Source organism: Stenotrophomonas sp. 17(2023), from assembly GCF_030345315.1.
Lineage (GTDB): Bacteria > Pseudomonadota > Gammaproteobacteria > Xanthomonadales > Xanthomonadaceae > Stenotrophomonas > Stenotrophomonas acidaminiphila.
In genome coordinates this window covers 3,610,244-3,622,507 of record NZ_CP128405.1, presented here as the reverse complement: position 1 = coordinate 3,622,507, position 12,264 = coordinate 3,610,244, and the positions used below count along the sequence as shown (strand labels likewise).

The window sequence follows — 12,264 nt, the reverse complement described above, 5'->3', positions numbered from 1 at the left end:
CCCGGGAAGCAGTGTGACGGACGTGCGCCGGCTGATGTGACAACCCATGGCACCGGAGCGGACAGGTGCGGCCTACTTCTTCCTGCGTCCGCCCGTGCGTGCGGGTCTGCGCGGAGCGGCCGCGCCATCGGCGTCGCCGCCGGTGGCCGCGCTGCCGCCGAGCTGTTCCAGCCACGACAACGCGTCGGTGTAGGCGACGAAATGCTGCAGGTATTCCGGGCAGACCTCGCGCATCAGCGCCATGGCGCGGTAGGTGAGCACGCTGGAATGCAGCGGGCCGGCGTCCTCGGGCAGGCCGTCGAGGCAGTGCCGCAGCAGGCCGTCGATGCGGATGCGGGTCCACAGCTGCTGGAACTCGTCCAGTACCGGCATCGGCGCGGCCAGATCGACGACCGGCGCTGCGTCGCCGGCGTCGCCCGCTGCACCGGTCGCAAGCGGGGCGATGGCCTGCACGGGTGCATCCGCGGGCCGCGCATGGCCGAACCGGTCCAGCAACTGCCGCAAGGGGCTGGCCCCCGCCGCGCGCATGGGTGGCCGCGCAGCGCCCGGTGGCGGCAGCGCGGCATAGGCATCGGCCAGCGCCTGCAGGCGCGCATCCAGGCGCTGCCGCAGCGCGCCGTCGTGGCGCGCCGCATGCCGCGCCAGCGCGCTCATCACCGCGAAGCGCAGCGGATCGATGCGGTCGGCACCGTCCCGGCGCCAGGCCTCCAGCCGCGCGTGGACGTCGCCGGTTTCAGCGGGCATGGGCCTTGCCATCGGGCGTGCGGCGCGGGATCGGCGCGATCTCCACGCGGCGGTTCCGGGCGCGGCCGGCTTCGTCGTCGTTGGTGCTTACCGGCTGCTCGGCGCCGAACGCGGCGGCGAACACAGACGCGGACGGCACGCCGTCGGCGATCAGGGTGCGGGTGACGGTGAGCGCGCGCGCCGCCGACAGTTCCAGGTTGTCGGCGAAGCGGGCGTTGGCCGCGCGCACCGGCTGGTTGTCGGTGAAGCCGCTGACCATCAGGATCTCGTCGCGCGCGGCCAGGTAGTCGCGCAGCGGCGTGGCGATGCTCTGCAGCAGTTCGCGGCCTTCGGGCTGCAGCTGGTCGGAGTTGAGCGCGAACAGCACGCTGCCGCTGATGCCGATGCGGCCGTCGATCACGGTCACCCGGCCGGCCGCCAGCGGCGCGGCCAGCGCCTGTTCCAGGGTCTTCAGCCGCGCGGCCTCGGCCTGGCGCTGCTTCACTTCCTCGTCCAGCCGGTTGTGCAGCAGCAGCTGGATGCCGATGACGCTGGCCAGGATCAGTACGAACGCGCCCAGCAGCACCGACATCAGGTCGCCGAACGCGGCCCAGGTGGTGGCGCTGGATTCGGCATCGAACTCGATCTCGTCGCTCATGCGCCGGATGCCCCGTCGCGGGCGCCGGCCAGTTGCTGCAGCTGGCCGATGATCTGCTTCTGCGACAGCATGCTCAGCTCGATCACTTCGCGCGCCTGCGCCACGTAGTAGGCCAGCTGCTCGTCGCTGCGCGCCAGCGATTTCTCCAGCGCCGATTCGATGCCCTGCAGGCGTTCGCTGAGGCTGCCGGTAGCGTCGCCGAACGCCTGCACCGCGTCGCCGAACGCCTCGCCCAGGCTTGCCACTTCCAGCGCGCTGCCGCTGACGTGCGCGGCGGCGGCGTCGAGCCGGCCGGCCTCGCCTTCGACCTGCGCGCTGAAGCGGCTGCCCACCCGCTCCAGCAGCTCGGCCGAGGTCGAGACCAGTGCGTCGATGGCGCCGCGTTGCTCGCGCGATGCATGGTTGACCGCGTCTAGCAGGGTCTGCAGGGTTTCCAGCAGGCGCCCGCGCTCTTCCAGCATCGCGGTATCGCGCACCATGCTGTCGGACAGCTTCTGGCGCAGCTCGGCGACCACTTCGGCGGCGGCACGCGGCGCTTCGGAGGCGGTGGCGACCAGCCGCTCGATCTCGGCCAGGGTGTCGCGTGCCTGCGCCTGCGCCTGCGCGTGGATCGCCTGGGTGGTCTGCGCCAGCGTGTCGCAGACCTGCTGCTGCTGCGCGGCGACCTGGGCGCTGCTGTGTTCCCAGCGCTGGCCGAACTCGCCGGTCAGCGTGGCGAAGGCGTCGCGCCATTGCGCCAGGCGCTGCGCGTCGCGCGCCTGCAGCGCGTCCTGCAGTTCGCCATGCGAACGCTGCAGGGCGTCGATCATGGCCTCGCTGCGCAGGGCGAAGGCGGCGGCCGCGTCGGTCAGCGCCTGCGCGTTGCCGGCGATGCCCTCCAGCGCGCCGCCGGCCGCGGCCTGCAGCTGCGCCGAGACCTCGCCCGCGGTGCGCGCCAGCGCATCGCAGACCTGCTGCTGCTGCTGCGCGACCTGCGCGCCGTTGCGCTGCCAGTTCTCTTCCAGCGTGGCCAGCATCGCCGCCAGCGACTGCGACCAGTGCGCCAGCCGCTGTTCGTCGCGCGCGGCCAGTGCCGACTGCAGTTCGGCGTGCGCCTGGCCCAGGTTGTCGACCAGCGCATGCGCATGCCGGTCGAAGTGGTCGGCGGCGGCAACCAATGCCTGCTCGTTGCGCTGGGCCAGCGCCGCCTGGGCGTCGAGCTGGCGTGCCAGTGCGCTGTTCCAGGCGTCGGCGGTCCGGTGGGTGCTGTCTTCCAGCCGCGTCGCCACGCCATCGACCAGCGCGGCCGAGCGCTGCTCGAAGGTGGCGGCGAACTGCTGCAGCGCCTGCTGCAGGCCGTCGGCCAGTGCGGCGTTACCGCGCTGTTGCTCGGCGACGGCGGCGCTCCAGCTGTCACGGGCGGCGCTGGCCGCACCCTGCACGGCACTGTCCAGGCCGTCGAGCTGGCGGCGCACGGCCTGTTCGATGGCCGCGTGCAGGTGCTCGGATCGGTCCGCCAACCCGGCCATGGTGGTATCCACCACCGGCTGCAGCGCGGCACCGACGGCGTTGGCCTGCTGGGCGATGCCGTCGCGCAGCGCCTGCTGCAGCGACGCGGCCAGCTGCGTCCACGCGGCCTCGCTGCGCTGGTGGAACTCCTGCTGGCTGGACTGCAGGCGTTGCCCGGCGTCGTGCTGCTGGCGTTCCAGGGTGCCGGCCAGGGCCTGCAGGCGCTCGATCAGTGCCGGCATCAGCGCGTTCTGTTCCTGCAGCAGGCGGAAGGTCTCGCGGCGCTGGACCGCGTGCGACAGGTGCCCCAGTTGCGCGGCGATGCCGGCATCGAGCTGCTGCACGGCCTGCGCGCGCTCGCGCCGCAGCAGCGCGGACAGCAGGCCCAGCGCGGCCGAGCTGGCGACGCCGGCGATCGAGGTGCCGAAGGCGAAGCCCAGGCCCTTGACCGGTGCGGCCAGCGAACTGCGGATGGCGTCCAGGTCGGTGGCGCTTTCCAGGGCCAGCCCGGTGCCGCGCAGGGTCGCCATCATGCCCAGCAGGGTGCCGAGCATGCCCAGCAGTACCAGCAGTCCGACCAGGTATGGGGTCAGCGCCGGCGCCGGCAGGCCGACGCGGTCGCCCTCCATGCGCAGCCGCACGCCATTGCGCAGGCCCGGCTGCAGCCGCGACAGCCAGCCGTCGAGGTCGCCGGCGGCCTCGCCGAGCGATGGCAGCGCCTGTACCAGCGTGGCGGTGGCCTGCCGGTAGCGCAGCAGCTCGAAGGCGCCGGCCAGGTAGCAGGCGGCGATCAGCGCGGCGACGGCGGTGGCCAGCGGGTGGCTGCCGAGGTAGCCGATGCCGATCCAGCACACGGCCAGCAGGCCGGCAAGGAACACGACGGGAACGATGGGGTTTCTGGACATGGAGATGCGGTTACCGGGTGCGCAACGCGGCGAGCAGGCCGTCGATGGGGTGGAAGCGGACTTCCAGTTCGGCCAGCAGCGCGGTGCGCATGTCCTGGCGGAACCGTGCCAGCCAAGGGCCGGCGGCGGGAGTGGCGGGGGTGTCGTCCGGCGCGTCGGCGCCGGTGGGTTCGGGCAGGGCGGCGTCGCGCAGGCGCTGGTAGTGCAGGCCGAGCAGGCCCGGCACGATGGCCAGCAGGGCCTGTTCGCGCGGGCTGAGCGTGGCTTCCATCACCGCGTCCACCTCGGCCAGCCGCGCCTTGGCCGGCGATTGCAGCGCCAGCATGTCGCGCAGGCGGCCGCGCAGCAGGCCGGTGGCCGCCTGCATCGCGCGCTGCATGGCCAGGCAGTGCTGGCGGTAGGGCAGGTAGCCGGGGTCGACCGCGGCGGCGCTGGCGTCCTTGCGCCGCGGTGCGGACAGGTCGACGTCGGCGTCGATGGCCTCCCGCAGCGAACGCCGCAGGCGTGCGCATTCGGCTTCCTGGGCGTCGTCGAAGCCCGGGCCGTCGGCCGCTTCGGGCAGGCGGTTGTCCAGCGCGCGCGACAGGGTGATGGCGCGGTTCCAGTCGAACCACTGCGCCAGCCGCTCGGTCAGCACCGGCGGCGTGCGCGGGAGGTCGGCGTCGCCGAAGCGGGCCAGCAGGCGAATGAACGCCGGGCCCAGCACGGGCGCCCGTGTGGAAGCTTTCGCCATGGTCCTGACCGAAAAATCGGGCATTTTACATGGCCCGCCAGGGGGTGCCCCGGCGGTCCGCATTCATGCCCGGTGGGCGGCCTGCGCCGGCTTCAGCGCGCGTGCCGCTTGAGCAGCTCCAGCAGCACCCCGGCTTCGTCCGCGCGCCGCGCCGGGTCGGGCTCGGCCACGACGTGGTCGCTGAGGTGGCCGGCCATCACTTCCAGCATCAGCCCGTGCATGGCGCCCTTGGCCGCGGCGATCTGCACCAGGACCGCATCGCAGTCGTCGCCGGCTTCCAGCGCCTGTTCCAGCGCCGCCACCTGGCCGGCGATGCGGCGCACCCGGGCAAGCAGTTTCTTCCTGTCGCGCTGGATGTGTGCCATGGTGCTTATCGTATACCCTATGGGGGTATCTGAAAAGGCCGCCACGATGAACCTCGAAACCCTTGCCGTGTCCCGCCGGCACAGCCATGTCTTCAGCCAGGGCAACCCGATGGCGGAGAAGAACACCCGCCGCGCCATGATCCTGACCGTGCTGATGATGGGGGTGGAGATCACCGGCGGCTGGTGGTTCAACTCGATGGCGGTGCTGGCCGACGGCTGGCACATGAGCTCGCATGCGCTGGCGCTGGGGCTGGCCGCGTTCGCCTATGCCTGCGCGCGGCGCTACCGCGACGATCCGCGTTTCGCCTTCGGCACCTGGAAGATCGAGATCCTGGCCGGCTACACCAGTGCGATCCTGCTGCTGGGCGTGGCCGGGCTGATGGCGTTCGAGTCGATCGCGCGCGTGTTCAAGCCCAGCCCGATCCACTACCAGCAGGCCATCGCCATCGCCGTGGTGGGGCTGGCGGTGAACCTGCTGTGCGCGTGGTGGCTGCGCGACCAGCACCACCACGGTCATGGCCACGCCCACGACCATGGCGATCACCACAATCACAATCACGATCACGATCACGATCACGATCACGATCACGATCACGACCACGGCCACCATCATCACCACGGCCATCACCAGCATGACCTCAACCAGCGCTCGGCCTACCTGCACGTGCTGGCCGATGCGGCCACTTCGGTGCTGGCGATCATCGCCCTGCTTGGTGGCCTGTACTTCAACGCGTCCTGGCTGGATCCGCTGATGGGCATCGTCGGCGCGGTGCTGGTGTCGGTGTGGGCGTGGGGCCTGATCCGGCAGACCGGGCGGGTGCTGCTGGACGCGGAGATGGATGCGCCGGTGGTGGCCGAGATCCGCGAAGCGGTCGAACAGGGGCCGGTACCGGCCCGGATCAGCGACCTGCATGTCTGGCAGGTCGGCCGTGGCCGCTTCGCCTGCGCGATGGAGGTGGCGACCGCGCCGGGCGTGGAGGCCGAGGTATTCCATCGCGCGCTGTCGATCCACGAGGAGATCGTGCACGTCACCGTGGAGGTACGCAGCGCCGCGTCGTGAGGGCGACGGCGCTCAGATGATGCGCAGGGTGATCGCCTTGAGTACCGCGCGGGTGCGGTCGCGGGTATCGAGTTTGTCGAGGATGGCCGAGACGTAGTTCTTCACCGTGCCCTCGGCCAGGAACAGGCTGCCGGCGATCTCGCGGTTGCTGTAGCCGCCGGCCATCAGCCGCAGCACCGCCACCTCCTTCTGGCTGAACAGCTCCCTGGGCGCATCGTCGGCGTGGTAGCGATAGCGTTGCCGCACCGGGTCGGTGCTGACCGGCTGCAGCAGGGCCTGGCCGGCGACGATGCGGACGATGGCCTCGCGCAGGTCTTCCGGCGCGGCGTCCTTGAGCAGGAACCCCTGGGCGCCGGCCGCGGTGGCGCGCAGCAGCAGGTCGCTGTCGTCGAAGGTGGTCAGGAACAGGCAGGGCGTGGCATCGCCGCGCGCGCGCAGCGCCTGCAACGCCTGGATGCCGTCCATGCCCGGCATGCGGATGTCGGAGACGATCAGCTGTACCGGCTGCAGCACCAACTGGGCCAGCAGCGACTCGCCGCTGTCGGCTTCGAACACGATGTCGATGCCCTGCTGCTGCAGCAATGCGCGCAGCCCGGCGCGGATCAGGGCCTGGTCGTCGACCAGGGCGATGCGTGGGGCGCCGTTCACGCCGCGAACTCCGCCTGGATGTGCAGCGCGCCGGAGGCGTTGCGCTGCAGTTGCAGCCTGCCGCCATGCTCGGCAACCCGTTCGCGCATGCCGGTCAGGCCGTTGCCCTCGTGCAGTTCGCCGCGCAGCTGGCCGTCGTCGTGCATGTCCAGCAGCAGGTGCCCTTCGTGCTGCCGCAGGGCGACGTGCAGCACCTGCGCTTCGCCATGGCGCGCACTGTTGGTCAGCGCTTCCTGCACGCAGCGCAGTACCGCCTCGGCCAGCGCGGTGTCGTGCAGCTGCACGTTGTCGTCCAGCAGCAGGTGCAGGCGCGGCCGTGGCAGCGGCGCGGCCAGCGCGTGCAGGGCGGTGGCGATGTCCAGCCCGTCGCTGTCGCGCAGCGACTGCACCACCGCGCGCAGGTCGCCCAGCAGTTCGGCGGACAGCCGTTCGCACAGTGCCAGCCCCGGCGGCGCGCCGGCCTCGCCGGCCAGCGCGCGCAGCTGCAGCCGCAGCGCGGTGAGCTTGTGCCCGGCGACATCGTGCAGTTCGCGCGACAGGCGCAGGCGTTCGGCATCGCGCGAACTGTCGGCCAGCAGCGCGCGGGTGGCCAACAGGTCGGCGTTGACCTGCGCCAGCCGGTCGCGGGCCTGCTCGGCGCCGCGTGCGTAGTGGGTGGTCAACATGGCGAATGCCTGGAACCCGGCGAAGATCAGCACCACCACGCCGGCATGCCCGTTGACCCCGCGCAGCACGAGGTACATGCCCAGATTGAGGGCGGCGACGGCCACCACGGCGCTGCGCGGCGGCCAGCTGGCGGCGACCTGCGCGGCCAGCATCACCAGCAGTGCCGGCGCCACCCCGCTGTGGTGGGCCAGGCGCACCAGCGCCAGCGCCGCGGCGGCTTCGACCAGCAGCAGCGTGGCCCGCTGCCAGGACGCCCGCGGCAGTGCGGTTGCCAACAGGAACGCGGCCAGGAACACCAGCGCACAGCCCCAGCGCCAGGGCTGCGACGGGGTGTCGCCGTAGGGCAGGGTGAAGGCCACCGCACACCAGGTGAGCAGTCCAGCCAGATTGAGGGGGTGGAGAAGTCCGCGCCAGCGCGACTGCGAGCCGAGTTCCATGCGTGCATGCTGGTGGGCGCGCTGGCCGGCGGCAAGGGGGACGCCGCAGAAAGTGACTTCCGGCAGGGTCCGTAGGTGACCACGGCGACTGCCGTGGCGGGTGCCGTTCAACGAACCTGTGCACGAGCCGCCGCATTCCGCCGGCTGCCATCGGAGGACGTCTCATGCCTGGGTACTCGTTGTTCGTCGCGCTGCACGTGCTGGCCGGGGTGGTCGCGCTGGTCGGCTTCTGGTCGGCGGCGCTGATGAAGAAGGGCTCGCCGCGCCATCGTGCGCTGGGCAAGGTGTACCTGCTGGCCATGGCGACGATCGTCGCCACCGCGCTGCCGATCACCGTGGAGTACGCCGTGTTCCGCCGGCAGCCGCTGTCGGCGCTGTTCCTGGCCTACCTGATGGCCCTCACCGGCAACGCCGCCTGGCTGGCCTGGCGCGCGGTCACCGACAAGCGCGACTGGAAGCGGCTGGTGGCGCGGATCGGCTGGAAGCTGGCGCTGTGGCCGACGCTGCTGCTGGCGCTGGCCACGCTGCTGGTGGGCATCGGCCAGCGCCAGCCGCTGTTCCTGGGTTTTGCGACGATCGGCCTGTGGGTGGGCTGGCGCATGTGGAAATTCGCCCGTCGCGGCCCGTCGCGTCCGGACTGGGCACTGCGCCAGCACTACCAGTCCATGCTGGGCGCGGGCATCGCCACCCACGTGGCCTTCCTCGGCATCGGCATGCGCCCGGTGTGGCAGTGGCTGCAGGCGCACGCCGCGGTGCCGCCGCTGCTGGTCGAACTGTTCCCGTGGACGGTGCCGCTGGTGGTCGCGGTGGCCATCGGCATCCGCCTGGACCGCCGCTATGGCCGCCGCCATGCACCGGCCGCCACCCGGCCGGCGCCCTGAGCGGCCGGTTCCGGGAGTGCCAGCGAAAGAGCCGCCCGCGGGCGGCTCTTTCACTTTGGCTGCGCTGCGATACGCCGGTTCAGACGTCGCCGCCGTCGGCCCAGCCTTCGCCGCTGCCGCGCTGGAACACGCGGTCGCCGTCCTGCACGTCGCCGGCCGGCAGGTGCGCCTGCCCGGCGAGCCGCGCGTAGATCGGGGTGAAGTCCGGTTCGGTCGCCGCCATCAGCTGCTCGAAGCTGTCGATGACGAAATAGGTCTTCTGGAAGGTGTCGATGCGGTAGCGGGTGCGCATGATCCGCTCCAGGTCGAAGCCGATCCGGTTCGGCGCCGCCGATTCCAGCGAGTACAGCGATTCGCCCTTGGAGGAAACGATGCCGGCGCCGTAGATGCGCAGGCCATCGGCGGTATCGATCAGGCCGAACTCCACCGTGTACCAGTACAGGCGGGTGAGGTTCTGCAGCGCGTCCGGGCCGATGGCGTGGGCCTTGACGCCACCGCGGCCGTAGGCGGCCATGTAGTCGGCGAATACCGGGTTCATCAAAAGCGGCACGTGGCCGAACAGGTCGTGGAACAGGTCCGGCTCGGCGATGTAGTCGATCTGGTCGGGGCGGCGGATCCACCACGTCACCGGGAACCGGCGGTTGGCCAGGTGTTCGAAGAAGTCCAGTTCCGGCAGCAGCCCCTCCACGCCCACCAGGGTCCAGCCGGTGGCGGCACCGAGCACCTCGTTGAGCTGGTCGAAGCGCGGGATCATGTGCTCGCTCATGCCCATTTCGTCCTGGGCATCGAGGAACTCGCGGCAGGCGCGGCCGACCAGCAGCTCGCGCTGGCGCCGGTACAGCGTGCTCCAGGTGGCATGGTCGTCGGCGCTGTAGCCGTCCCACGGCTGCTCCACCACGGCGGTGGTGTAGACCGGCACATATCCCTTGTCGGTCTGCTGGTGCTCTACGCGGCGCGGGGACGTGTCCATGGGGCGGTTCCGGAAAGTAGATCGCCTTGATGGTAGAAATCCGCGCGCGCAACAGGTGTGCGAAATTGCGTCGAGCGGCTGCCATGACGCAAGATTGTTGCGTCGATTCGATGTTGCGAGGCAACAAAATGAATGCCATCTCCCTCGACCGCACCGATCTGCGCCTGCTGGCGGAAATCCAGCAGCATGGCCGCGCCACCAATGCCGAACTGGCCACGCGGGTGAATCTCTCGCCGTCGGCCTGCCTGCGCCGCGTGCAGCGGCTGGAAGCGGACGGGGTGATCGCCGGTTACGGCGCGCGGCTGGAGCCGCGCGCCATCGGCCTGGGCCTGCAGGCGTTCGTACGCGTGCAGCTGTCCAAGCACGGGCAGGCGGCAATCGGCCATTTCGTCGAGGCGGTGCAGCTGTGGGACGAGGTGGTGGCCTGCCACGCGCTCACCGGCGACATGGACTACCTGCTGCACATCTACGTGCGCGACCTGGATCACTTCTCGGCGTTCCTGCTCGACAAGCTGCTCGACGCCACCGGCGTGGCCGACGTCAATTCCAGCTTCGTGCTGCGCACGGTCAAGGAGTTCCGCGCGCTGCCGCTGTCGCAGCTCGGGCGCGGTTGAGCGGGCCACGCCGCCTCGGCGGCGGCGGGGCAATGTGCCGGGCTTGATCCAGGTCAATGCCCTTCAAATGAGAATGGTTATTGTTCCGTTGACTCTCATCGGCCGCCACCCGCCGGCAGCGCGGCTTCATTCCAGAGGAAACACGGACCATGACTCCACGACACTCCCGGCGCGTGTCGGGCGCCCGTACGCGCCTGTCCGCCGGTATCGGCCTGGCATCGATGCTGGCGCCGGGCATCGCGCTCGCCGCCGCCAACTCAGCCGCCGTTCCCACCGACCTTGATGCGGTGGTGGTCACCGCCACCGCCAGCGAGCGCAGCGTCGAACGTGCGCCGGCCAGCGTCACCGTCGTCAGCGGCGAGGAACTGCGCACGCGGCCGGCGCGCGACGTGCTCGATGCGATCCGCGACACGCCCGGGCTCAACATCCGCGCGGTCGGCAGCCTTGGCCGCCGCGTGGTCAGCGTCCGCGGCATGGAGAGCCGGCATACGCTGGTGCTGGTCGATGGCGAGCGCATCGCCGCCACCGACCAGGTATTCGGATTGAGCGACCTGCAGTTCGGCTGGATCCCGCTGGAGGCGATCGAACGGGTCGAGATCGTGCGCGGGCCGCTGTCCTCGCTGTACGGGTCCGACGCGCTGGGCGGGGTCATCAACATCATCACCCGGGGCCCCGGCACGCAGTGGGGCGGCGCGCTGCGCACGTCGCTGGGTCTGTTGCCCGAAGACGATGGCGGCCGCTTCCAGCAGGCGGCCGCGCATCTGGCCGGCCCGCTGGGCAAGACCTTCGCGCTGGCCGTGGATGGTGCATGGCAGAAGCAGCAACCGGTGCCGGAGCCGGACCAGCCGCGGCTGGACCAGCGCGAGGGCCAGGAGCAGGCCACGCTGCGCGCGCGGCTGCAATGGCAGCCGGCGCAGGGCCAGCGGCTGGCGTTCACCGCGATGAAGAGCGACGAGGACCGCTGGTACGGCACCCGTACCGGCGCCGGCCTGTTCCATCGCCAGTCCTATGATTTCGACCGCACCCAGGTCGGGCTGGGTTACGACGGCGGGATCGGCGGCGGCCAGCTGCGCCTGGCCGCGCAGGTCGCCACTATCCACCAGCGCCAGCGCAACACCGGCGGCGTGGCGCCTTCGCCCGAGCAGGAAGCCGGCGAGGCTTCGCTCAACGGCCATTACGGCATCGCGCTGGGCCGCAGCCACCGCCTCACCAGCGGCTTCGAGGCGCGCGAGGAACGGCTCGAACACCCTTCCTTCGCCAGCGGCGAGGAAACGGCCAGGCAGTACGCGCTGTTCCTGCAGGACGAGTGGGCGCTGACCGGCAGCGTGGACCTGGTGTACGGCGCGCGGGTGGACAAGCACGACCTGTTCGGCAGCGAGGTCAGCCCGCGCGCGTACGCGGTGTGGCAGCCGGCCGAACGCTGGACGGTGAAGGGCGGCTACTCGCGTGGCTTCAAGGCGCCGATGCTCAAGCAGATCTCGCCGGACTACCGCTTCGACGGCCCGCACAGCTTCATCGGCAACCCCGGCCTGCAGCCGGAGAAGAGCGACAACCTGGAGCTGTCGGTCGGCTACACCGGCCAGCGCCACTGGTGGCGTGCCACGGCCTTCCGCAACACGGTGGAAGACCTGATCGACTCGGTCTGCCTTGAACGCTGCACCCTGCCGCTGCGGCGCCTGTACCGCTACGAGAACGTGGACGACGCGCGCATCCGCGGTGCCGAACTGGAGGCCGGCGTGGAACTGCCGGCAAACCTGCGCCTGGCCGGCAACTACAGCTACAACGACGCGCGCGACGAAGCCGACGACAGGCGCCTGGCCGAGCGGCCGTTGCAGAGCGGCAACGCGCGGCTGGGCTGGAGCAGCGACGACCGCGGCTGGCAGCTGGAACTGCGCTACGACCATGTCGGCCGCCAGCTCACCGCCGCCAGAGTGCCGCAGGAGCAGCCGTCCTACGGCCTGTGGGGCGCATCGGTGAAACGGCGCCTGCCCGGCCGGGTGGACCTGCAGCTGGGCGTGGAGAACCTGGCCGACCACCGCGTCGAGGAGCACGGCATCTACAACTACCGGGAGCGCGGGCGCTACCTGTACGCGATGCTCGGGATCGGGTTCTGAGC

At 71.1% G+C, this 12,264-nt stretch carries 12 protein-coding genes; 4 read left to right on the top strand and 8 right to left on the bottom strand.

What is annotated here, in order from left to right; translation table 11 throughout:
- Nucleotides 1-72 precede the first annotated feature (72 nt).
- The 5 genes from QQA12_RS16290 to QQA12_RS16270 form a co-directional block, all read right to left on the bottom strand.
- Nucleotides 73-744 carry a DUF2894 domain-containing protein gene (locus tag QQA12_RS16290; protein WP_226049874.1) on the bottom strand — a complete coding sequence of 224 codons (672 nt, stop codon included), beginning with the start codon at nt 742-744 and terminating at the stop codon, nt 73-75.
- Nucleotides 734-1,381: an OmpA family protein gene (locus tag QQA12_RS16285; RefSeq protein ID WP_226049873.1), complete on the bottom strand. Its 648-nt coding sequence runs from the start codon at nt 1,379-1,381 to the stop codon at nt 734-736. Before QQA12_RS16285 ends, QQA12_RS16290 begins: the two co-directional genes overlap by 11 nt.
- Complete coding sequence (locus QQA12_RS16280) at nt 1,378-3,774, bottom strand: DUF802 domain-containing protein (protein ID WP_226049872.1); 2,397 nt, start codon at nt 3,772-3,774, stop codon at nt 1,378-1,380. The genes QQA12_RS16285 and QQA12_RS16280 overlap by 4 nt, the downstream gene beginning before the upstream one ends.
- Before the next feature lie 10 nt (nt 3,775-3,784).
- On the bottom strand, nt 3,785-4,507 hold the full coding sequence (locus QQA12_RS16275) for a DUF3348 domain-containing protein (RefSeq protein WP_226049871.1): 723 nt from the start codon (nt 4,505-4,507) through the stop codon (nt 3,785-3,787).
- Between the two features lie 92 nt (nt 4,508-4,599).
- The gene (locus tag QQA12_RS16270; RefSeq protein ID WP_054668485.1) at nt 4,600-4,872 is read right to left on the bottom strand and encodes a metal/formaldehyde-sensitive transcriptional repressor; all 273 of its coding nucleotides are present in this window, start codon (nt 4,870-4,872) and stop codon (nt 4,600-4,602) included.
- Nucleotides 4,873-4,918: 46 nt separating this feature from the next.
- Between QQA12_RS16270 and dmeF the strand changes: the two genes are divergently transcribed.
- Entirely contained in the window at nt 4,919-5,932 is a 1,014-nt protein-coding gene (dmeF, locus tag QQA12_RS16265; RefSeq protein ID WP_226049870.1) for a CDF family Co(II)/Ni(II) efflux transporter DmeF, read from the top strand.
- Nucleotides 5,933-5,944: 12 nt separating this feature from the next.
- Here the strand turns inward: dmeF and QQA12_RS16260 are convergent, their stop codons facing one another.
- Entirely contained in the window at nt 5,945-6,580 is a 636-nt protein-coding gene (locus tag QQA12_RS16260; protein WP_226049869.1) for a response regulator transcription factor, read from the bottom strand.
- Nucleotides 6,577-7,683, bottom strand: a complete 1,107-nt coding sequence (locus QQA12_RS16255; protein WP_226049868.1) for a histidine kinase — start codon at nt 7,681-7,683, stop codon at nt 6,577-6,579. Before QQA12_RS16255 ends, QQA12_RS16260 begins: the two co-directional genes overlap by 4 nt.
- Nucleotides 7,684-7,847: 164 nt before the next feature.
- Between QQA12_RS16255 and QQA12_RS16250 the strand changes: the two genes are divergently transcribed.
- Nucleotides 7,848-8,564, top strand: a complete 717-nt coding sequence (locus QQA12_RS16250) for a hypothetical protein (RefSeq protein ID WP_152985066.1) — start codon at nt 7,848-7,850, stop codon at nt 8,562-8,564.
- A gap of 79 nt (nt 8,565-8,643) precedes the next feature.
- On the opposite strand, the gene phhA is transcribed toward QQA12_RS16250, so the two are convergent.
- On the bottom strand, nt 8,644-9,534 hold the full coding sequence (gene phhA / locus QQA12_RS16245) for a phenylalanine 4-monooxygenase (RefSeq protein WP_054668480.1): 891 nt from the start codon (nt 9,532-9,534) through the stop codon (nt 8,644-8,646).
- Between the two features lie 128 nt (nt 9,535-9,662).
- Between phhA and QQA12_RS16240 the strand changes: the two genes are divergently transcribed.
- Nucleotides 9,663-10,148, top strand: a complete 486-nt coding sequence (locus QQA12_RS16240; RefSeq protein WP_054668479.1) for an Lrp/AsnC family transcriptional regulator — start codon at nt 9,663-9,665, stop codon at nt 10,146-10,148.
- Between the two features lie 149 nt (nt 10,149-10,297).
- Nucleotides 10,298-12,262: a TonB-dependent receptor gene (locus tag QQA12_RS16235; protein ID WP_226049867.1), complete on the top strand. Its 1,965-nt coding sequence runs from the start codon at nt 10,298-10,300 to the stop codon at nt 12,260-12,262.
- Nucleotides 12,263-12,264 lie beyond the last annotated feature (2 nt).

Coding starts and splice junctions, on each gene's coding strand:
- QQA12_RS16255 (WP_226049868.1), bottom strand. CDS start 7,683: ATGGAACTCGGCTCGCAGTCGCGCTGGCGCGGACTTCTCCACCCCCTC.
- QQA12_RS16235 (WP_226049867.1), top strand. CDS start 10,298: ATGACTCCACGACACTCCCGGCGCGTGTCGGGCGCCCGTACGCGCCTG.
- phhA (WP_054668480.1), bottom strand. CDS start 9,534: ATGGACACGTCCCCGCGCCGCGTAGAGCACCAGCAGACCGACAAGGGA.
- QQA12_RS16280 (WP_226049872.1), bottom strand. CDS start 3,774: ATGTCCAGAAACCCCATCGTTCCCGTCGTGTTCCTTGCCGGCCTGCTG.
- QQA12_RS16240 (WP_054668479.1), top strand. CDS start 9,663: ATGAATGCCATCTCCCTCGACCGCACCGATCTGCGCCTGCTGGCGGAA.
- QQA12_RS16290 (WP_226049874.1), bottom strand. CDS start 744: ATGCCCGCTGAAACCGGCGACGTCCACGCGCGGCTGGAGGCCTGGCGC.
- QQA12_RS16275 (WP_226049871.1), bottom strand. CDS start 4,507: ATGGCGAAAGCTTCCACACGGGCGCCCGTGCTGGGCCCGGCGTTCATT.
- dmeF (WP_226049870.1), top strand. CDS start 4,919: ATGAACCTCGAAACCCTTGCCGTGTCCCGCCGGCACAGCCATGTCTTC.
- QQA12_RS16250 (WP_152985066.1), top strand. CDS start 7,848: ATGCCTGGGTACTCGTTGTTCGTCGCGCTGCACGTGCTGGCCGGGGTG.
- QQA12_RS16270 (WP_054668485.1), bottom strand. CDS start 4,872: ATGGCACACATCCAGCGCGACAGGAAGAAACTGCTTGCCCGGGTGCGC.
- QQA12_RS16285 (WP_226049873.1), bottom strand. CDS start 1,381: ATGAGCGACGAGATCGAGTTCGATGCCGAATCCAGCGCCACCACCTGG.